Origin of the sequence: Massilia phyllosphaerae (assembly GCF_034659755.1) — a bacterium.
Taxonomy (GTDB): Bacteria; Pseudomonadota; Gammaproteobacteria; order Burkholderiales; family Burkholderiaceae_D; genus Telluria; species Telluria phyllosphaerae.
The window spans coordinates 175,760-193,568 of sequence record NZ_JAXSQX010000002.1 but is presented as its reverse complement, the minus strand read 5'-3'; the positions used below and the strand labels follow the sequence as shown (position 1 = coordinate 193,568).

General features: G+C 66.6%; 21 protein-coding genes. 9 read left to right on the top strand and 12 right to left on the bottom strand.

Annotated elements, in window-relative coordinates:
- Positions 1-2 precede the first annotated feature (2 nt).
- The 5 genes from U1H99_RS09075 to U1H99_RS09055 all read left to right on the top strand — a co-directional run bounded on the left by U1H99_RS09075 (position 3) and on the right by U1H99_RS09055 (position 3,201).
- The gene (locus U1H99_RS09075; protein WP_323141412.1) at positions 3-1,226 is read left to right on the top strand and encodes a DUF6136 family protein; all 1,224 of its coding nucleotides are present in this window, start codon (positions 3-5) and stop codon (positions 1,224-1,226) included.
- Between the two features lie 10 nt (positions 1,227-1,236).
- A complete protein-coding gene (locus U1H99_RS09070) occupies positions 1,237-1,866 on the top strand; it encodes an ABC transporter ATP-binding protein (RefSeq protein ID WP_323141411.1) in 630 nt (209 codons plus the stop codon).
- An 8-nt stretch (positions 1,867-1,874) separates the two neighbouring features.
- Positions 1,875-2,102: a hypothetical protein gene (locus U1H99_RS09065; protein ID WP_323141410.1), complete on the top strand. Its 228-nt coding sequence runs from the start codon at positions 1,875-1,877 to the stop codon at positions 2,100-2,102.
- Positions 2,103-2,225: 123 nt separating this feature from the next.
- Positions 2,226-2,849 (top strand): RNA polymerase sigma factor, encoded by a 624-nt coding sequence (locus tag U1H99_RS09060; RefSeq protein WP_323141409.1) that lies wholly within the window; start codon positions 2,226-2,228, stop codon positions 2,847-2,849.
- Between the two features lie 43 nt (positions 2,850-2,892).
- A complete protein-coding gene (locus U1H99_RS09055; protein WP_323141408.1) occupies positions 2,893-3,201 on the top strand; it encodes a hypothetical protein in 309 nt (102 codons plus the stop codon).
- An 18-nt stretch (positions 3,202-3,219) separates the two neighbouring features.
- Here U1H99_RS09055 and U1H99_RS09050 read toward each other — a convergent pair whose 3' ends face one another.
- The 5 genes from U1H99_RS09050 to U1H99_RS09030 form a co-directional block, all read right to left on the bottom strand.
- A complete protein-coding gene (locus U1H99_RS09050) occupies positions 3,220-4,137 on the bottom strand; it encodes a PAS domain-containing protein (RefSeq protein ID WP_323141407.1) in 918 nt (305 codons plus the stop codon).
- A 108-nt stretch (positions 4,138-4,245) separates the two neighbouring features.
- Positions 4,246-4,692, bottom strand: a complete 447-nt coding sequence (locus tag U1H99_RS09045) for a hypothetical protein (protein ID WP_323141406.1) — start codon at positions 4,690-4,692, stop codon at positions 4,246-4,248.
- 76 nt (positions 4,693-4,768) lie between these two features.
- Positions 4,769-5,185, bottom strand: coding sequence for a hypothetical protein (locus U1H99_RS09040; RefSeq protein ID WP_323141405.1), 417 nt, complete (start codon positions 5,183-5,185; stop codon positions 4,769-4,771).
- A gap of 62 nt (positions 5,186-5,247) precedes the next feature.
- Positions 5,248-6,018 carry a Mut7-C RNAse domain-containing protein gene (locus U1H99_RS09035; RefSeq protein ID WP_323141404.1) on the bottom strand — a complete coding sequence of 257 codons (771 nt, stop codon included), beginning with the start codon at positions 6,016-6,018 and terminating at the stop codon, positions 5,248-5,250.
- A 31-nt stretch (positions 6,019-6,049) separates the two neighbouring features.
- Complete coding sequence (locus U1H99_RS09030; RefSeq protein WP_323141403.1) at positions 6,050-6,814, bottom strand: DUF72 domain-containing protein; 765 nt, start codon at positions 6,812-6,814, stop codon at positions 6,050-6,052.
- Between the two features lie 280 nt (positions 6,815-7,094).
- Here U1H99_RS09030 and trxC point away from each other — a divergent pair, with 280 nt between their 5' ends.
- Positions 7,095-7,538 carry a thioredoxin TrxC gene (trxC, locus tag U1H99_RS09025; RefSeq protein WP_323141402.1) on the top strand — a complete coding sequence of 148 codons (444 nt, stop codon included), beginning with the start codon at positions 7,095-7,097 and terminating at the stop codon, positions 7,536-7,538.
- A 50-nt stretch (positions 7,539-7,588) separates the two neighbouring features.
- The gene (locus U1H99_RS09020) at positions 7,589-7,963 is read left to right on the top strand and encodes a DUF4870 family protein (protein ID WP_323141401.1); all 375 of its coding nucleotides are present in this window, start codon (positions 7,589-7,591) and stop codon (positions 7,961-7,963) included.
- Between the two features lie 3 nt (positions 7,964-7,966).
- Here the strand turns inward: U1H99_RS09020 and U1H99_RS09015 are convergent, their stop codons facing one another.
- The 4 genes from U1H99_RS09015 to phaC form a co-directional block, all read right to left on the bottom strand.
- A complete protein-coding gene (locus U1H99_RS09015; RefSeq protein ID WP_323141400.1) occupies positions 7,967-9,130 on the bottom strand; it encodes a cystathionine beta-lyase in 1,164 nt (387 codons plus the stop codon).
- 252 nt (positions 9,131-9,382) lie between these two features.
- Positions 9,383-10,870: a 30S ribosomal protein S12 methylthiotransferase RimO gene (gene rimO / locus U1H99_RS09010; protein ID WP_323141399.1), complete on the bottom strand. Its 1,488-nt coding sequence runs from the start codon at positions 10,868-10,870 to the stop codon at positions 9,383-9,385.
- A 247-nt stretch (positions 10,871-11,117) separates the two neighbouring features.
- Positions 11,118-11,678 (bottom strand): polyhydroxyalkanoate synthesis repressor PhaR, encoded by a 561-nt coding sequence (gene phaR / locus U1H99_RS09005; protein ID WP_323141398.1) that lies wholly within the window; start codon positions 11,676-11,678, stop codon positions 11,118-11,120.
- Positions 11,679-11,899: 221 nt separating this feature from the next.
- A complete protein-coding gene (gene phaC, locus U1H99_RS09000) occupies positions 11,900-13,702 on the bottom strand; it encodes a class I poly(R)-hydroxyalkanoic acid synthase (RefSeq protein WP_323141397.1) in 1,803 nt (600 codons plus the stop codon).
- Between the two features lie 50 nt (positions 13,703-13,752).
- On the opposite strand from phaC, the gene U1H99_RS08995 reads away from it, so the two are divergent.
- Positions 13,753-13,971, top strand: a complete 219-nt coding sequence (locus U1H99_RS08995) for a hypothetical protein (RefSeq protein WP_323141396.1) — start codon at positions 13,753-13,755, stop codon at positions 13,969-13,971.
- Between the two features lie 26 nt (positions 13,972-13,997).
- Here the strand turns inward: U1H99_RS08995 and pgeF are convergent, their stop codons facing one another.
- Together pgeF and U1H99_RS08985 are read right to left on the bottom strand one after the other, a co-directional pair.
- Entirely contained in the window at positions 13,998-14,777 is a 780-nt protein-coding gene (gene pgeF / locus U1H99_RS08990) for a peptidoglycan editing factor PgeF (RefSeq protein ID WP_323141395.1), read from the bottom strand.
- Positions 14,777-15,781, bottom strand: a complete 1,005-nt coding sequence (locus U1H99_RS08985) for an RluA family pseudouridine synthase (protein WP_323141394.1) — start codon at positions 15,779-15,781, stop codon at positions 14,777-14,779. Before U1H99_RS08985 ends, pgeF begins: the two co-directional genes overlap by 1 nt.
- 126 nt (positions 15,782-15,907) lie before the next feature.
- On the opposite strand from U1H99_RS08985, the gene U1H99_RS08980 reads away from it, so the two are divergent.
- Complete coding sequence (locus U1H99_RS08980) at positions 15,908-16,750, top strand: outer membrane protein assembly factor BamD (protein WP_141829384.1); 843 nt, start codon at positions 15,908-15,910, stop codon at positions 16,748-16,750.
- Positions 16,751-16,829: 79 nt separating this feature from the next.
- Here U1H99_RS08980 and U1H99_RS08975 read toward each other — a convergent pair whose 3' ends face one another.
- Positions 16,830-17,801, bottom strand: a complete 972-nt coding sequence (locus tag U1H99_RS08975) for a hypothetical protein (RefSeq protein WP_323141393.1) — start codon at positions 17,799-17,801, stop codon at positions 16,830-16,832.
- Between the last annotated feature and the right edge of the window lie 8 nt (positions 17,802-17,809).

Below are 17,809 nucleotides of genomic sequence, written 5' to 3'. Positions count from 1 at the left end.
CCTTGTCGGAGACCGCCATCGCCAGTCCTTTGCTCCACTACCGCCTGCGCTGGTACGCCGTGAGCACGGCGCGCCTGCTGTTGCGGCGCTGGCAAGCGCTGGTGCTGCTGCTCGGCGTGCTGGCTTCCGCCAACGCCTCGGTCTTTAGTAACGCCGATACATTTGCCCGGCCCATTCTGCTGGTCGTGGCACCCGGACACGGACCGGGCTGGCGCTTCAGCTATCTGCTCCTGCTGCTGGCCCTGGCCTCGCTGTGGGCGCATATGCAGCGCATGCAGATCAAGGGCGGCGCCTTCATGGCCTTCGCCGCTTCGCTGCCCCTGGATGCGCGCCAGCGCCGCCGCGCCGACCTCGCCGTGCTGGTGCTGGCCGACAGCCCGCTGCTGCTGATCGTGGCCGGCGCCCTGGCGTCGGAAGCCGCGCGTGGCGGCGCACCGGCGCACCTGCTGTTGCTGGCCGCGCTGGTGCCGCTGGCGCTGGCCGCCCAGGTGGGCGTGCTGGAACAGCGTCCGCTGGCCGCTGCCGGCCTGGTTGCCGCCTGCATGCTGCTGGTAGCCGCCTTCGATACCCGCCTGGCGCCGGTTGTCAACCTGCTGGTATCGACTGCCGCCGCGCTGGCGCTGCACCAGGCCCCGTGGCCACAGCCGCGCGCGCTGGCCCGCGTGCACCTGCGCGCACCGGCCTGGCCGGGCCGCCTGCTGCATGCCGTGGCCGGCCGCCACGCGGCGCCGCTGCAGGCGTCGTTCTCGATCCTGCTGCGCGAACGGCGCGACGAAGCGCTGGCCAAGGCGCTCGGCGCCGCGGCGCTGTCCGCAGGTGCACTCGGCCTTGCCACGGTGTTCGAGCACGACGCCCGCGCCCTTGCCGCCGCCTGGTTCGCCCAAGGCTGTATCGCGCTCCACTTGAGCGGCCTGTTCCGCGGACTGCAGATGGCGCACCGGGCCAGCGCCGCCTATACCGGTGCGCTGCCGCTCGCGCCGAACTGGTGGCGCCGCTTCGACCTGGCCGCCGTGTCGGGTTTTGCGCTGCCCTTCCTTGCGGCGCCCGCGCTGCTGGCGTGCTACGAAGGCGCGGGACCTGCACGGACGGCGGCCGGACTGCTGTCGTACGCGGTCCTGCTGTGCGTGCTGCGGGCACCGCAACTTGCCAGCGAACGCCATGCCGTCGTCCTCAGCGTCATCGTGGCCGGCGGCTGGATGGCGGCCACCATCGCTTGTCTTTATTAGAGAGGGCTGCGTGCTGCGTTTCGAACACTTATCCAAGTCCTACGGCGGCAGGCAGGTCCTGCACGACCTGCGCCACGATTTCGCCTGCGGCGCCTGGGCACTGCGCGGCCCGAACGGCATCGGCAAGTCGACGCTGCTGCGGGTGCTGGCCGGCATCACCGCGCCGGATGGCGGCAGCATCTGGATCGACGGCGTGGCAATGGATGCGGCGGGCGGCGCGGCCAAGGCGCGCCTGGCCTACGCGCCCGACGAGTGCCCGGCCTACCCCTTCATGACCGGACGCGAGTTGCTGGACTTCGTGGCCTGGGCAAAGCGCTGCAGCGTTTCGCCCGAGGTCCTCGGCATCGTCGAGCGCTTCGGCTTGGCGCGGCACCTGGGCACGCGCTGCGGCGCCATGTCGCTCGGTACACAGAAAAAGCTGATGCTGGCCGCGGCCTGGATCGGCACGCCGGCGGTGCTGCTGTTCGACGAGCCGTCGAACGGGCTGGACGTGGATGCGCGTGCGGTGCTGGCCGAACTGGTCGGCGCGAAGTCGCGGCACGCGGTGGTGCTGATGTCGACCCACGATCACGTGTTTGTGCAGTCCGTGGGCGCCCGCGTGATCGAGTTCGACACGCTGCGCGCTACAGTTGTGCACTGAGGCGCGCCATGCACCAGTCAGACACCGTCATCCAGTCCGTCGTCGACAGCTTCGCGCGCGAGTTGCTCGCCGCCGACGAGGCTGTGCGGGCGAACCTGCCCGACTACGGGGACGTCGAGCGGGACCGGGTATCGGTCCACTGGTGGCGTTATCGACTGGATGACTGCACGCACGTGGTCTACATGGGCAGCCGCCGAACGGCGTCGTCATCGGCGACGACGGCAGCAGGCGCATGATGACAGACGAAGAAATCGGCCTGTACGATTGAACCGTGCAGTGACTGGCGGGCTGACGTCGGCCGGCCGCCGACGATGCGCCCATGAATACAATATGCGCCCGCGCCGTGCGTCTATACAGGTATGGAGACGAGCCGACAACTTGACGCAGAGGGACGCCCGCCAAGCGCGGGTGCAGCGGACGATGCAGCGCGTGACGCCGCCGTCGCCGCCACCATCCGGCGCGAGCAGCCGCGGCTGCGGGCGTGGCTGCGCCGCCAGGTACCCGATCCGCAGGACATCGAAGACATCCTGCAGGATGCATTTTATGAATTCGTGCTCGCTTCGCGCCTGATCGAACCGGTGCGCAATGCCGGCGCCTGGCTGTTCACCGTGATCCGCAACCGCGTGACCGACGGCTACCGCCGGCGCGGCCAGCGCGCGGGTGCCGCCGGCGCCCCCATCGGCGCTGCGCCGGACGATGACGAGGCCGGATGGCTGGAGGATCTGCTGCCCGATCCGGACGGCGGACCGGAACAGGCTTACGTCCGCAAGCGCCTGGTCGCGGCCCTCGAAGAGGCGCTGCGCGCCCTGCCCGACGACCAGCGCGCCGTCTTCATCGCCCACGAAATCGAAGGCGTTTCGTTCAAGGCCATGGCACAGGCCAGCGGCGAGAGCGTCAACACCTTGCTGTCCAGGAAGCACTATGCCGTCAAGGCACTGCGGGCACGCCTGCAGGCCGTCCACGATGCGTTGGCGGGCAGCTGAAGGGCAACCGGGCATGACCATCATCTTTTATCGAGGAGTCGACATGAAACATCGCGGTAGCAAACTGATCGTACTGATCCTGATCTGGGCCCTGATCGCCGTCGCCGGCTTCGGTTCGGCCATCTGGCAGCTGTGGAACCGGCTGATGCCGGGGCTGTTCGGCCTGCCCGTCATCGGCTTCTGGCAAGCGGTCGGCCTGATGGCGCTGAGCTGGCTGCTGTTCGGCGGCTGGCGCGGTGCCGGCGGACTGCGGTCACGCCGTCATCGTGGCGGGCGCGGCGACGGCCGCCACCTGCTGACCGACGAGGAGCGCGCCCATCTGCGGGCATCGATGGCACGCGATTGCCCGTGACCGCCGGGCCGGCGTCCGTCAGTCGTCGCGTGGTGGGCGCCGTTCTTGCGCTTGGCGAAACACCACCACCGCCCCTGCCGGATTCCCGCCCAGCACCATCGGCGACACCTGGCACGATACGCGCACCGGCGTGCCGTCCGTGCCCCGGAACGCCTCGTCCTCGACGCGCACCGGTACGCCCGCCGTCATCGCCGCCAGCACCTGGCCTTCGCCCAGCAAGTCCTGCGCGCTGCGGCCGACCAGCTGGTCCGCCCGGCACCCCAGCATGGCGGCGGCGGCGGCGTTGACGAACATGCAGCGGTGGTCGGCGGCGATGCCGATCACGCCCTCGCCCATCGATTGCAGCAGCAGCGACAGGCGCTCTCCTTCCTGCTGGCGGGCCTGGGCCACTTTGTCGCGCAAACGCAGCAACTCCGCCTGCGCACGCTTCCAGTCGCCGATGTCCTTGGTGGTGGTCGCCACGCCGTCGCCCAGCTTGACCACCGATTGCAGGAACCAGCTGTCGAACTGCTCGTGCACGTAATGGCGTTCGGCCTGCAGCGGTTCGCCGGTTTCGGTCACCTGGCAGAAGGCAGCGAAAATGCCCTCTTCGATCACGCCCGGGTTGCGTTCCAGCAGGCTCTGTCCGCGCACTTCGCCGTAGCGCGATTCCGAGGTGTGGTTGTTCAGGGTCCAATGAAAATCGACGATCCTGCCGTCGCCATCGTGCACCGCCTCGAACACATGGATCATGTCGATCGAAGCGTCCATGGTGGCGCGCAGCAGGTCGCGGCTGCGTTCGAGTTCGGCGGTGCGCGCCGCCACCTGCTGCTCGAGTTCGGCCCGGTTCCGTTCGTCGCTGCGGCGCAGCGCCTGCACCTGCTGCAGGGGCACGTCATCGTCGGGATCGGATTGGAAGGCGGACAAATCAAGCGCGGCGGGGTCGTGCGGGGTCATGCGTCAGGCGTGGCGGAAGCGGAAGCGGAAGCGCGAGTGTAGCCCAGCCGCGCAGCGACTGCCATCCATTCCCGGCGCCCTGTCGCGCCGTATAGACAGCCGGTACCCTCAGCGGTGGCCGCGGCCGCCGCCGCCTCGTCCGCCGCCGTAGCCGCCGCCAAAGCCGCCCCGATAGCCGCCGCGCGGGCCACCCCAGCCCGGTCCGCCGCGGCCGGGCCCGCGATAGCCCGGCTGGCCGTGCCAGCCCGCGCCGCCGTGCCAGCCGGGACCACGGTAGCCGCCGTGGCGGCTGCCGTGGTAGTAGCCGAAGTTGAGCGCCACCGGCGGCCCCACCCAGCCCGGACGGCCGTAGGCGTAGGGATAGCCGTAGCTGTACGGGTAATAATAGGGATCGTAGGGCGCCACCACCGCGGGCCCGTAGGGCGCGACCACCGGGGCGGCATCGTAGGCGTACGGCGGCGCATACACCGCGCAGCCGGACAGGGCGGCGGCTGCCGCAAGCGCCGCCAGCGGCAGCGTCAGGCGTGCCGCCACGCCATCGTATCGAGTCGCCATCGGGTCCTCCCGTGTGCTGGTCCTGCTCGCATTCTAGGCCGATTCCCGGCCGGACGCCGTTCTGCAGGCGGCTTCGTCACTGGTCTTCGAGGCCGAACAGGTCGTGCGCGTCGAGGATCGCATAGGTGATCTCGGGATGGCGGTCGAGCACCTTGCGCACCGCGGCCGGCACCGACTGGCGTACCTTCTTGCACAGGCCGGGGCGGTCTTCGAGCACGATCAGGATGCCGCGCAGCGTGCGCACCTCGTTCGGACCCGGCACGATCCTGAGTTCGACGCCGAGGTTGGCACGGACACGGGCCTGCAGTGTCCTGAGTTCCTCGTAGCTGGTGACGCGGTCGATGCGCTCGAGCAGGCGGTCTTCTTCCATCCGCGTCAGGCGCAGCGGACGCAGGTCGGCGCCGGGTTCGGCGAGCAGGATCTCGCGGCCGCAGACGCAGGCGCCGGGCGGGCATTCGGTGCGGAGAATCGGTATGTTTGCTTGTTGCAACATGGAATCACGCTCTCAAGAACGGTTCGCATCGCGCCGGGCGCCGGCCGAGCATCGAGTGTACATCAGTTGTCTTCCTCCGGCGCGGACAGTTGATCGTCATCCATGGCCGCGTCCAGCATGGCGGCCATGCGCTTCCAGTGCGAGCCTTTCCAAAACACCCGGCCACAGCAGTCGCATGTGGTAAATATTTCCTGCGAGGCGCACACCGCGGGCGGCAGCCGGTCCAGCACCTCGGCCTTGGCGACGCTGCGCAAAGGCGCGTTGCAGTGGAGGCACAGCGTGAACGGCCGCGCACGCTCCGCCAGACGATACCGGTCGAATACTTCGTGCAATTGCTCTTGTGCATGCAGAGCCCGCACGTAGCAGCCGAACTCGACACCGCGGCGCTTCAGCAGTTCGCGGTCGCGCGTCAGCACGATGCGGGTCTCGATCACGGCCAGCTCTTCGATCTGGCCGTCAGCGATCGTATTGCGGTAGATGGTGTCGAACCCCGCCATTCTCAACAGGCGCGCGAGGCCACCGAGATGGGCGTCGGCGACAAAGCGCAATCGCCCGGGCGGCTGCTGCGGCAGGCGCGCCAGCGGCGCCACGTCGAGCCGGGCGAAGCGCGGATACATGGCAACGCGGTCGCCCTCTTCCAGGATGCGCTCCAGTCCGCTCGATGCGCCATTCACCAGGATCAGCTCGACCTCGGTGTGCGGCACGCCCAGCGCTTCGATCATGTGCTTGGTGGTGGCGTCGCGCGCGCACGGCACGGTGGCGTCCACGCCGCGCTGCGCGCGTGCCAGGAAATCGTTCAGGCCGTCGTAGAAGCGGAAGGTGGCATGGACCATGTCTGCGCCTCGGACGGAAGCCGGACCGGGATCAGGCGGCGGCCGCGCCGCCGCCGGTAGCGCCGTGCAGCACCTCGAGCGCATTCGGCACGGCAGCGAATGCGGCCGTATTGTCGAAGATGCACCAGACGTCGCCGCCGGCGCGCCGTTTCTCGATCTGGCGCTCGACCCGCGCCAAGAACTCGGGCGGATAGCTCGAGTAATAGATCTTCGGCGTGCCGTGCAGGCGGATGTAGGTGGCCAGCGTGGTCGGCACGTGCGGACCGGGCTGGCCGGCCGGCGGATCGGCGATCACGCGCGTGACCACGTGCTGTTCCAGCAGTGCGCTCGCGGCGTCGCCGAACCAGGTCGGGTGGCGCGCTTCCAGCGCCAGCATGCAGCCGAAGCGCATGCGCAGGCGCGGCAGGAAGTCGGCGGCGGCGGCCTCGTCGAACACGCCGCGCGGCGGCAGTTGCACCAGCACGCAGCCGAGCTTGTAACCGAGCGCCCCGGTTTCCTGGGCAAAGCGTTCCAGCAATTCGTCGGCGTCGCGCAGGCGTGCCTCGTGGGTGATCGATTTGGGCAGCTTGACCGAGAAGCGGAACGCGTCCGGCACGCTGTCGGCCCAGCGCGCATAGGTCTCCGGCTTGTGCGGGCGATAGAACGAGGAATTGATTTCGACGGCGGAAAACACCCGGGCATAGCGTTCGAGGTGGCTGCCCTCTTCCGGAAAGGCGGCCGCCGCGTCCTTGTGGATGCTCCAGCCCGCGCAACCGATCAGGCGCGCGCCGCTGGGGGTGGGTTGCAAATCGCTCATCTGTTCTTATTTAAGAGCCTATCTCAGTAGGCGGAAGTCGCTGCTGGCGCGCCTGGCAAGCGGGGGCAGCGTTGCTCGTCGTTGCATGGCTCGCCATGCGGCCTCCTCGCGCCTTGCCCGCGCGTGCCATGCATCGCCATCCGCTTCCCCCCGCCTACTGAGATAGGCTCTGGGGACAAGCGCCCGGAAGCCGATTCTATGACGAAAGGTCCAGTTGACGGCGCACGCCGGCCACCCGCAAGGCTTAGAATAAATGCATCATGACTATGGAGGATAAAACATGGCCGATCCGTTTCACATCGTTTGCCCGCATTGCGACGCCGTCAACCGCGTCGCCGGCGAACGCCTGGCCGACCAGCCGGTCTGCGGCAAGTGCAGCAAGGCACTGTTCACCGGTGCGCCGCTCGACGTCAGCAGCGCGCGCTTCGAGAAACACGTGGGCCGCAGCGACATCCCGGTGCTGGTCGATTTCTGGGCCGCGTGGTGCGGTCCGTGCAAGATGATGGCGCCGGCCTACCAGCAGGCCGCCGCCCGGCTGGAGCCGCAGGTGCGCCTGCTGAAGGTCGACACCGAGGCGTCGCAGGACCTGGCCGCGCGCTTCGGCATCCGCAGTATCCCGACGCTGGCGCTGTTCCAGGGCGGCCGCGAAATCGCGCGCCAGGCCGGTGCGATGGATGCGGGGAATATCACGGCGTGGGTACAGGCACGAACGCGCGCCGCCTGACCCGCGGATCGGTTATCATTCAGGCAACTTGATATTGACAGGAGAGCACCATGTCGCAGGAACTCGTCTATGAACGCGGAGTAGAGGATGCCAAGCAGTTCGCCCGCATCCTGTATGTCGCACACGCCCTCACCTTCTTCTTCTCGGCGGGGATGCTGTCGATCCTGGTGCTGATCGTCAACTACGTGAAGCGCCCGGACACCGCCGGGACCATGGTCTACAGCCACCACACCTGGATGATCCGCTCGTTCTGGTGGTATGCGATCTGGTTCGCGATTGCCACCGTGATCTTCTTCACGCTCGGCCTGATCCTGATCGGCCTGCCGATTGCATGGGGCATCTGGGGGCTCGCCTGGATCTGGATGGCTTACCGCATCATCCGCGGCTTCATGGACCTGAACAACAACAAGCCGATGCCGGTGTAAGGCTTACAGCCGGGCCAGGGCCTGTTCGATGTCGGCGATCAGGTCCTCGGTCCCTTCCAGGCCGATGTTGAAACGCACCAGGATCCCCGCATCCTGCCAGCCGCTGCGCATGCCCTGGATGCGGTACGGCACCGCCAGGCTGTGCGTGCCGCCCCAGCTGTAGCCGATGCCGAACAGGCTCAGCGCATCGACGAAGCGGTCGGTCTGTTGTTCCGTGTAGCGCGGGTCGAACAACACCGAGAACAGGCCGCCGGCACCCGAAAAGTCGCGCTTCCACGCGGCGTGGCCCGGGCAATCCTCGAAGGCAGGGTGCAGCACCCTGGTGATTTCCGGACGCGCCTTGAGCCAGGCCGCGATCTTGCGCGCGCTGGCGTCATGGGCGTCGAAGCGCAGCTTCATGGTTTCCAGGCCGCGCAGCACCAGGTAGGCATCGTCGGCGCCGACGCCCATGCCCAGGCGCATGTGGCTGGCAGCGATACGGTCGTTGAGCGCACGGTCGCGCGTGATCACGGCGCCCATCAGCACGTCCGAACCGCCCGACTGGTACTTGGTCAGCGCCTGCATCACGATGTCGGCGCCGACGTCGAAGCCGCGCAGGGCCAGGCCGGCGGCCCAGGTATTGTCGAGCGCGACCAGCACGCCGCGCGCATGGGCGGCGGCGCAGATCGCCGGCATGTCCGGCACTTCCATCGACACCGAACCGGGCGCCTCAGTCCAGATCAGCCTGGTGTTCGGCTGGATCAGGTCGGCGATGCCGGCGCCGACCATCGGGTCGTAGAAACGCGCCGTCACGCCGAAGTCGCTCGCCAGCCAGCGTGCCAGCTCGCGGTTCGGGTTGTAGACGTTTTCCGGCAGCAGCACGTCGTCGCCCGATTTCAGCAGCGCCAGGTTGATCATCGCGATCGCGGCCAGGCCGGACGGCGCCAGCAGGCAGTGATTGCCGCCCTCGATTTCGGCCAGGCGCGCTTCCAGCGTGAAGGTGGTCGGGGTGCCGTGCAGGCCGTAGGTGTAGGCGTTCTTGTTCTTCCAGTCGCCCGAGCGCATGCTGGCCACGTCCTTGAACAAGACCGTGGAAGCATGGTGGATGGCGGTCGGGTAGGCGTCGAAGCCGGCGGGAGCGCGGTAGTCGCTGCGGATCAGCTGGGTCTGGATGGATTTCTTGGTCACGGTGTGGCTCCCCTTCTATTGAATACCGCTGGCATTGACTGCGGCTGACGTTGATTGCGGCTGACGCTAATTGCCGCTACCGCTGATTGCCGCTAGCGTAAGAGGTTAACGCGGGGGAAAAAACGTCGTTCCCGGGGCGGCGGTAACCCATGTTCGGCGCGTATCGGTAGCATATGCCGCCGACCGTCCATGTAACTTGGGTTCCCGCCTGCGCGGGAACGACGTACCAATATCAGATTGTAACGCTTAGGCTCAGGCCACGGTCGCCCACAAATCGTGCGCGTCGGCCTTGGTGATCACCACGTCGATGAACTCGCCCACGACCGGCTTGGCCTTGCCCGGCGCCAGCGCGCGCTTGATGTGCACCACGCCGTCGATTTCCGGCGCATCCGCCGCCGAACGGCCGATCGCCTCGCGTGCGCCGACTTCGTCGACCAGCACGCGCATCGTCCTGCCGACCTTGGCCTGCATGCGCTTCAGCGAGATCTCTTCCTGCAGCAGCATCACGCGCGCACGGCGTTCTTCGCGCACGGCTTCCGGCACCGGATTTTCCAACGCATTGGCGCTGGCGCCCTCGACCGGCGAGTAGGCGAAGCAGCCGAGGCGGTCGATCTGCGCTTCACGCAGGAAGTCCAGCAAGTATTCGAACTCTTCCTCGGTCTCGCCCGGGAAGCCGGCGATGAAGGTCGAGCGGATCACCAGGTCCGGGTTCATCCTGCGCCATGCCAGGATGCGGTCGAGGTTCTTTTCGCCGCTGGCCGGGCGCTTCATGCGCTTCAGGACGTCCGGGTGGGCGTGCTGCAGCGGGATGTCGAGGTAAGGCACGACGTTCTCGCCCATCAGCGGGATCACCTGGTCGACGTGCGGGTACGGGTACACGTAGTGCATGCGCACCCAGGCGCCGTACTGCTTGGCCATCTTGCCCAGTTCTTCGGTCAGCTGGGTCAGGTGGGTCTTGACCGGGCGACCCTGCCAGAAGCCAGTGCGGAACTTGACGTCGACGCCGTAGGCGCTGGTGTCCTGCGAAATGACCAGCAGTTCCTTGACGCCCGACTTGAACAGGTTCTCGGCTTCCTGCAGCACCTCGTGGATCGGGCGCGACACCAGGTCGCCGCGCATCGACGGGATGATGCAGAAGCTGCAGCGGTGGTTGCAGCCTTCCGAAATCTTCAGGTAGGCGTAGTGTTTCGGCGTCAGCTTGACGCCGTGGTCCGGCACCAGGTCGACGAAGGGGTCGTGCGGCTTGGGCAGGTGGATGTGCACCGACTCCATCACCTCGGCCACCGCGTGCGGACCGGTCACGGCCAGCACCTTCGGGTGCACCTTGGTGATGATGTCGTCGCCAGCGGCATCCTTCTTGGCGCCGAGGCAGCCGGTGACGATCACTTTACCGTTTTCGGCCAGCGCTTCGCCGATCGCATCCAGCGATTCCTGCACGGCGGCGTCGATGAAGCCGCAGGTATTCACAATGACCAGATCCGCGCCGGCATACGACTTGGCGGTCTCGTAGCCTTCGGCGCGCAGCTGGGTGAGGATCTGCTCGGAATCAACCAGCGCCTTGGGGCAGCCGAGCGACACGAAACCGACCTTGGGCGCGGGGGGGGCGAGCGCCAGCTCGCCCGGCGTGACGACGGCCGGCGGGATCGTGACCTCGGCGGCCGTCGTCGGCTTGTCAAGGACGGCGACGTCGGCGTCGGCAGGGGTGGAGACGGGAAGCGGATTGCGGCGGAGTTCGGGCATGGAGTGCGAAGAAAAATTCTGGGCAATCCGCGATTTTACAGCAAGTGGGCGGGGAAGGAGAACGGCGGGGTAGAAATGCGGCGGTTCGGTGACACTTGCTTTTGTAACGCTACCGATGAACGTCGCCCCTGCGCAGGCAGGGGCCCAAGTTCGTAGCACGTCGGCAACGTCAAATTGGGCCCCTGCCTGCGCAGGGGCGACGGACTCAGGCCGCAGGCCAGTTGAAGCACCTGCAATCCTCGAATGCTTACTTCTTCTCCGGCGGTTGAGGCGCCACGAACGGAAACACCCCGAACATCGCCTTGCTCTGGTTCTGCATCTGCTCCTGCATCTGCAGGAACAGGTTCTTGCTCTGGTCGATGTAGTTGTTCATCATGCCCTGCATCATCGGGCCCTGGATGTTCATGAACTGGGTCCACATCTCGGTGTTCAGCGGCTTGCCTTCCAGCGCGCCGGTGGCCGAGCCGACGAACTTGGTCTGGATATCCGTAAAAGCCTGCACGTTCTTTTCCAGGTACGAGCCCATCATCCCCTGCATCGCGTGACCGTAGTAGCGGATGATTTGGGACAGCACGCTGCTCGAGAACATCGGCACACCGTGCGATTCTTCTTCCAGGATGATCTGCAGCAGGATGCTGCGGGTCAGGTCCTCGTTGCTCTTCGCATCGACCACCGTGAATTCGTCGGCATCGAGCACCAGCTGTTTTACATCCGACAAGGTGATGTAGGAACTGGTCTGGGTGTCATACAGCCGGCGGTTAGGGTATTTCTTGATCAGGCGTTCGGTGTTTTTCTTTGCACTACTCATCTCATGTTCCTGCTCATGTTCTTACGTTACGCCATTGCGCCATCGATAAATCGGCGCTGTCTGATGCCGCAGCCACGGCCAAGCCGTGGTGTCTCCGATTCCGCGAGGAACCGCCCTAAAAATACCACGTCGTGCACGCAGGTGCAGCAATTATTCAGCGGGCAACTAAATTCTTCCACAAGTAAGTCGCCCGATTTAACCATCAGACACGAAACAGGCGGTCAGTCCCCACGCGCCTTGACGTAGCGGCCCGGCGCCGCTTCGATCGCAGCGTAGCCGGCCCCGCCCGGCGCCGCCGGCGGATCGACTTCGGCGCCGCCGTTCTCCGCCAGGAAGCTGGCCCATTCCGGCCACCAGCTGCCCTTCTTTTCGACGGCACCTGCCAGCCACTCGTCCGCCGTCCTCGGGCGGCTCGCGTCCTTGCCGCTGCCCTTACCTTGACCGCCTTCAAACACCCAGTGGCTGCGCTTGTTCTTCGAGGCCGGATTGATCACCCCGGCGATGTGGCCGGACGCGCCCAGCACGAAACGGTTGGCCTTCGGTTTTGCCGGGTTCAGCAGGCCCATCGAGGCAAACGCGGCTTCCCAGGGCACGATGTGGTCTTCGCGCGAACCGTAGATGAAGACCGGGCAATCGATCAGGCCGAGGTCGACCTGCACCCCGGACACCGTCAGGGCGCCCGGCACCTTCAGCTTGTTTTCCAGGTAAGTATTGCGCAGGTACCAGCAATACATCGGGCCAGGCAGGTTGGTGCTGTCGGCATTCCAGTACAGCAGGTCGAAGGCCGGCGGGGTCTTGCCCTTCAGGTAATTCTGCTGGACGTAGTTCCACACCAGGTCGTTCGGACGCAGCGACGAGAAGGTAGTGGCCAGGTCGCGCCCCGGCATCAGGCCGCCGCGCGCCAGCGTCTGTTCGCGCAGCGCGACCTGGGTCTCGTCGACGAACACGTCGAGCACGCCGGTGTCGGCAAAGTCGAGCAGCGTCGTGAACAGGCTCAGGCTGGCCGCCGGCTTGCGTCCACGCGCGGCCTCGACCGCCAAAGCGGTGGCGGCGATGGTACCGCCCACGCAGAAGCCGAACACGTTGACCTGGTCCTGGCCGGAGATGGCGCGCGTCACGTTCAGCGCTTCGATCGCGCCCTGTTCCACGTAGTCGTCCCAGGTGATGTTGCCCATCGTCTGGTCGGGATTGCGCCACGACACCATGAACACCGTATTGCCCTGCTCCACCAGGTAGCGCACCAGCGAGTTTTCCGGCTGCAGGTCGAGGATGTAGAACTTGTTGATGCACGGCGGCACCATCAGCAGCGGCACCGCATGCACGGTCGGCGTGGTCGGCGTGTACTGGATCAGCTGGAACAGCGCATTCTCGAATACCACGCTGCCCGGCGTCACGCCGACGTTGCGGCCGACTTCGAAGGCCGATTCGTCGGATTGCGAGATGCGGCCCTTCTGCATATCAGCCAGCATGTTCTGCAAGCCTTTGGTCAGGCTTTCGCCATTGGTTTCGATAACTTTCTGCTGGGCTTCCGGATTCGTCGCAAGGAAATTGGCCGGCGACAGGGCGTCGACCAGCTGCTGGACCGCGAAGCGGATCTTCTGCTTTTCGCGGGCCGGCACCTCGACCGCTTCGGCCAGCGCCATCAGGAATTCGGCGTTCAGCAGGTAGGAGGCCGCGCTGAAGGCCGACATCGGGTTCGCGCTCCATTCCGGCGCCGAAAAGCGCTTGTCCTGCAGGCTCGGCGTCTTGCCGGTCATGACGTCCTGCCACAGGCGCGCCGCCTTTTGCAGGTAGTCGTTGCGCAGCGCATCCAGCTTGGCCGGCGCCAGGCTGGCACCGAAATCGCCCATCAGGCGCGTCGCCAGGCCGGCCGGTGTGCCTCCACCGTTGAAAGCGCCGTTCAAGGCACCGTTCATCGCACCATTCATGGCAGCCATTCCGGCTTCGGGCAGCTTCATCCAGGCTTGCCAGGCAGTGGGATCGGAAAACTGCGACATCCAGGAGGCGGCATCAGGCGTATTCATAGCGGTGTCCCTTGTTTTAGAATGAGTGATTGTCCAACGCGGAGATGTCGATGTGGATCGTGGCCATAGGATGGATGTATGTGGTGACCCTGATGGCGGCGACCGAACCGAGCGTGGTTGGCGGCATGATGACTTTTCTTGGTTATGGCGTGCTGCCATTATCGCTCGTTTTATATCTCGGCGGAGTGCGCTTGCGGCGGCGCCCGCCGCCGGCGCCGCGCAGCGAGCCCGCGGCTGCGCCCGATGAGGCCGACCCGCCGGGGCACTGACACGCTTCGGCGTCAGGCCCGGCGCTTCATTTGAGCCAGATCAAACTCGCCTGGCGGCCGGTGACGCGGTCGCGCCGGTAGGAATAGAACTGCGTGGCCTCGCTGAAGGTGCAGCGCTCGCCGCCATGCACGCGGGTGACGCCATCGCGCGCCAGCATGCGCCGCGCCAGCAGATAGATGTCGGCCAGGTATTTGCCTTCGCGCCCGGGATAGTCGCGGAAGGCGTCGGCCGCCGCGCCGGGCAGCGCAGCCTCGAAGGCGTCGCGCACGTCACCCCCGACTTCGAAGGCGTCCGGACCGATGGCCGGCCCGAGCCAGGCCGTGATCTCCCCTGCTCCCGCCGCCCGCATGGCGGCGACGGTGGCGCCCAGCACGCCGCCGGCCAGGCCGCGCCAGCCGGCATGGGCCGCGCCCACCACCTTGCCATCGAGGTCGGCAAACAGCACCGGCAGGCAATCGGCGGTGAGGATGGCGCAGACGATGCCGGCGCCGGCCGCGATACTGGCGTCGCCGGTATGCACCGGCGCTCCCGGCCGGACCAGGCTGGCATCGACCACGTCGGCGCCGTGCACCTGCGCGATCCAGGCCGGTTCGCCCGGCAGCAGCGCCCGCAGGCGAGCCCGGTTTTCCTGGACCGCCTCGGGGACGTCGTCCACGTGGCGGCCGAGATTCAGGCCGCCACCGCCCGCGCCGTCATCCCAGGGCGCGGCGCTGACCCCGCCCTTGCGGGTGGTCGCCAGCGCGCCGACGCCGGCGGGCAGGTCCGGCCAGTCGGGCCGGATCACGCAGGCCTCGAGTCCGGCCATCAGACCGCTTCCGGCTCTTCGATGCCGGCGCGTTCGAGCAGCTCGGCGAAATCGTCGGCCAGCGGCACGACCCACTCCATGTGCTCGCCGGTGGCCGGGTGGCTCAGGCCGAGGCGGCGCGCCTGCAGCGCCTGGCGGTGGAAGAAGGGCATCAGGTGCGGCTTGCCGTACACCGTGTCGCCGACCAGCGCGTAGCCCAGGTGCTGCATGTGGACGCGGATCTGGTGCGTGCGGCCGGTCTCCAAGCGGCACTGCACCAGGCTCACCGGTCGGCGATCCAGCTCGCCGGTCTCCAGCAATTCGTAATGGGTGATGGCCGGCTTGGCCAGCGGCGCATTCGACACCGCCATCTTGATGCGGTCCTTCGGGTGGCGGCTGATCGGCGAATCGATGGTGCCGTGGTCACGCGGCGTACCCCAGACCAGGGCGAAATACTCGCGCTTGACGGTGCGCGCCGCCAGCTGGCGCACCAGGTCGGTCTGGGCTTCCAGGGTTTTACCGACCACCATCAGGCCGCTGGTGTCCTTGTCCAGGCGGTGCACGATGCCGGCGCGCGGCACCGACACCAGCTGCGGGCAATGGTGCAGCAGGCCATTCAGCAGCGTGCCCGACCAGTTGCCCGAGCCCGGGTGCACGACCAGGCCGGCCGGCTTGTTGATCACCATGATCGACTCGTCTTCGTAGACGATGTTCAGGTCCATCGCTTCCGCGGTGTAGGCGGTGTCTTCCGGGGCCGGCTGCGGCACTACCACCACGGTTTCGTCGCCGTAGGCGGTGCCCTTGCCCTTGGCCGGCTTGCCGTCGACCAGGATATGGCCCTCGTCGAACCATTGCTGCAGGCGGCTGCGCGAGAATTGCGGCACCAGGCCGGCGACCACCTTGTCGAGGCGCTGGCCGCAGTGTTCTTCGTTCAGTTGCAGGGTAATCGGTTCAGCATCGAAGCCACCCGCTTCGGCAGGGAATTCGGCATCGAGTTCATCGTCCAAGTCGGAGTCGATCATCATTTCAGCCGAATTCGGCGCAGCATTTAATATCACGTCAGTCCCATCAGCTATAATCAGCTGTTCGTTGATTCTGGGAACCGTGGCAAGTCCACAGTCCCGCTCGGTAAAAACTTCTTGCAAATAGCTATGCAAAAAAAATTGTCTGTATTGGTCATGACCTGTGCCCTGCTCAGTTTGTCCGGTTGCGGTCTGTTCAAGGACCGCGGTAACGACGAGAGCAAGAACGTGTCAGCATCGAAATTATACGCTGACGCGAAGGATGAAATGGCGGGCGGCCACTACGAGTCCGCGATCAAGCTGTACCAGCGCCTGGAATCCAACTACCCGTTCGGTACCTACGCCGCCCAGGCGCAGATGGAAATCGCTTACGCCCACTACAAGGCCCAGGATGCCGCCGAGGCGATGGCGGCCGTGGAGCGCTTCATCAAGCTGCACCCGAACCACCCGAACGTCGACTACATGTATTACTTGCGCGGCCTGATCAACTTCAACGACCAGATCGGCTTCCTGAGCTTCATCTACTCGCAGGACCCGACCGAGCGTGATCCGAAAGCCACGCGCGAAGCCTTCGCCGCTTTCAAGGAATTGGTCGACAAGTTCCCGAACAGCAAATATGCAGCTGATTCGATCGCGCGCATGAATTACCTGATCAACGCGATGGCGGCCTATGAAGTCCACGTCGCCAACTATTATTATCGCCGCGGCGCCTACCTGGCCGCCCTCAACCGCGCCCAGACCGCCGTGACCCAGTTCAGCGAAGCGACCGCGCGCGAAGAAGCGCTGTTCATCATGATCCGCAGCTACGACAAGCTGGGCATGTTCGACCTGCGCGACGACACCCAGCGCATCTTCCAGAAGAACTACCCGGACAGCCGCTTCCTGAACCCGAACGCCAGGGGCGATGCGGCGTGGTGGAAGTTCTGGGCCAAGTCGGGTCCGAAGCCGTCGCCGAAGGACGTGGTGCAGTAAGCTGCCCTCGTTCTCTGCAAAAAAAAGCCCCGGTGCCGGCAACGGCCGCGGGGCTTTTTTCATTGTTGTCGCTTCCTGATCATTCCGGCGGCAGGTGTGCGACCATGTGCGCGATGGCCTCGTCTTCACCCGTCTTCCCGTCCAGCCACGGCTGCCAGTCGGCCGCGATCAAGGGCACGAACGGCGCCCAATGGCCCCTGAACAGGCCGACGCTGTCGGCATACGGCCGGTAGGCGATGCCGTCGCGCCCCAGCGCCAGCGTGACCGCGCGCCCGACCGTGTAGAACTGCAGCACGTGCCACAGCTCCGAATCGTCCGGCCTGCCCGCGGCTTTCAGGCGAGTCCCGATCTTCGCTTCGAGCGGCTCGGTGGTCTGCACGTGCGCGGTCTCGTGATACAGCATCTCGAGCGCGGCCAGGCCCTGGTAGCTGGGCCGGCCGGACGGGATCACGGCCTGCAGGTCGGTGTAGGCGCCCTGGCGCTTGCCGGTCTCCGCGACCAGGTCGACCCGCACCGGGGTACGCGGGAAACCGGCCCCCAGGCCCTTTTCGATGCCGGCCTGGACTGCAGCGCCGTAACGGGCGTCGAGTGCCGCCGCTGCGCGGATCCATGCGCGGTTGCCGGCGTCCTGCGCCGGCCAGGCGTAGGCCGCGTACAGCGGCGCGACGGCGCGCAGGTGACCCGCCAGTGGCGGCGCCAGTGCCAGCCCCTGCGGATCGCGCCGGTCGTCGGCGGCTGCGCTCAGGGCACGCTTGATCGCGGCCAGGTCCTTGTCGAACAGCAGGTCGCGTTCGGCGTAATTGGCGTGGTAGAAGGTGACGGCTTGCTGCAGGGCGCCGGCTTCCTGCGCCGACAGCGGATTCGCCTGCCGGAACGCCGCCAGGCGCTCGGGATGCGTCGCCAGGTTGTACAGGAAGTGGTGCAGGTTCATCAGGAACCCGCTATGGAAGGCGAACTGGACGCGCTGGCCGGGCGCCGAAGCGGCCGGCGGTGCGGCGTCAACCGGCGCAGCCAGTGCCGCGGCTAACAGGACGGGGAACAGCTGGCGCATTCGGCTCC

What these genes read in the sequence shown, in the direction of transcription:
- U1H99_RS09050 (WP_323141407.1), bottom strand. Translation starts at nt 4,137, where the DNA reads ATGACCCCGCACGACCCCGCCGCGCTTGATTTGTCCGCCTTCCAATCC.
- U1H99_RS08980 (WP_141829384.1), top strand. Translation starts at nt 15,908, where the DNA reads ATGCAAAAAAAATTGTCTGTATTGGTCATGACCTGTGCCCTGCTCAGT.
- U1H99_RS09045 (WP_323141406.1), bottom strand. Translation starts at nt 4,692, where the DNA reads ATGGCGACTCGATACGATGGCGTGGCGGCACGCCTGACGCTGCCGCTG.
- rimO (WP_323141399.1), bottom strand. Translation starts at nt 10,870, where the DNA reads ATGCCCGAACTCCGCCGCAATCCGCTTCCCGTCTCCACCCCTGCCGAC.
- phaR (WP_323141398.1), bottom strand. Translation starts at nt 11,678, where the DNA reads ATGAGTAGTGCAAAGAAAAACACCGAACGCCTGATCAAGAAATACCCT.
- pgeF (WP_323141395.1), bottom strand. Translation starts at nt 14,777, where the DNA reads ATGGCCGGACTCGAGGCCTGCGTGATCCGGCCCGACTGGCCGGACCTG.
- U1H99_RS09060 (WP_323141409.1), top strand. Translation starts at nt 2,226, where the DNA reads ATGGAGACGAGCCGACAACTTGACGCAGAGGGACGCCCGCCAAGCGCG.
- U1H99_RS09020 (WP_323141401.1), top strand. Translation starts at nt 7,589, where the DNA reads ATGTCGCAGGAACTCGTCTATGAACGCGGAGTAGAGGATGCCAAGCAG.
- phaC (WP_323141397.1), bottom strand. Translation starts at nt 13,702, where the DNA reads ATGAATACGCCTGATGCCGCCTCCTGGATGTCGCAGTTTTCCGATCCC.
- trxC (WP_323141402.1), top strand. Translation starts at nt 7,095, where the DNA reads ATGGCCGATCCGTTTCACATCGTTTGCCCGCATTGCGACGCCGTCAAC.
- U1H99_RS08975 (WP_323141393.1), bottom strand. Translation starts at nt 17,801, where the DNA reads ATGCGCCAGCTGTTCCCCGTCCTGTTAGCCGCGGCACTGGCTGCGCCG.
- U1H99_RS08995 (WP_323141396.1), top strand. Translation starts at nt 13,753, where the DNA reads ATGTGGATCGTGGCCATAGGATGGATGTATGTGGTGACCCTGATGGCG.
- U1H99_RS09065 (WP_323141410.1), top strand. Translation starts at nt 1,875, where the DNA reads ATGCACCAGTCAGACACCGTCATCCAGTCCGTCGTCGACAGCTTCGCG.
- U1H99_RS09030 (WP_323141403.1), bottom strand. Translation starts at nt 6,814, where the DNA reads ATGAGCGATTTGCAACCCACCCCCAGCGGCGCGCGCCTGATCGGTTGC.
- U1H99_RS08985 (WP_323141394.1), bottom strand. Translation starts at nt 15,781, where the DNA reads ATGATGATCGACTCCGACTTGGACGATGAACTCGATGCCGAATTCCCT.
- U1H99_RS09040 (WP_323141405.1), bottom strand. Translation starts at nt 5,185, where the DNA reads ATGTTGCAACAAGCAAACATACCGATTCTCCGCACCGAATGCCCGCCC.
- U1H99_RS09055 (WP_323141408.1), top strand. Translation starts at nt 2,893, where the DNA reads ATGAAACATCGCGGTAGCAAACTGATCGTACTGATCCTGATCTGGGCC.
- U1H99_RS09035 (WP_323141404.1), bottom strand. Translation starts at nt 6,018, where the DNA reads ATGGTCCATGCCACCTTCCGCTTCTACGACGGCCTGAACGATTTCCTG.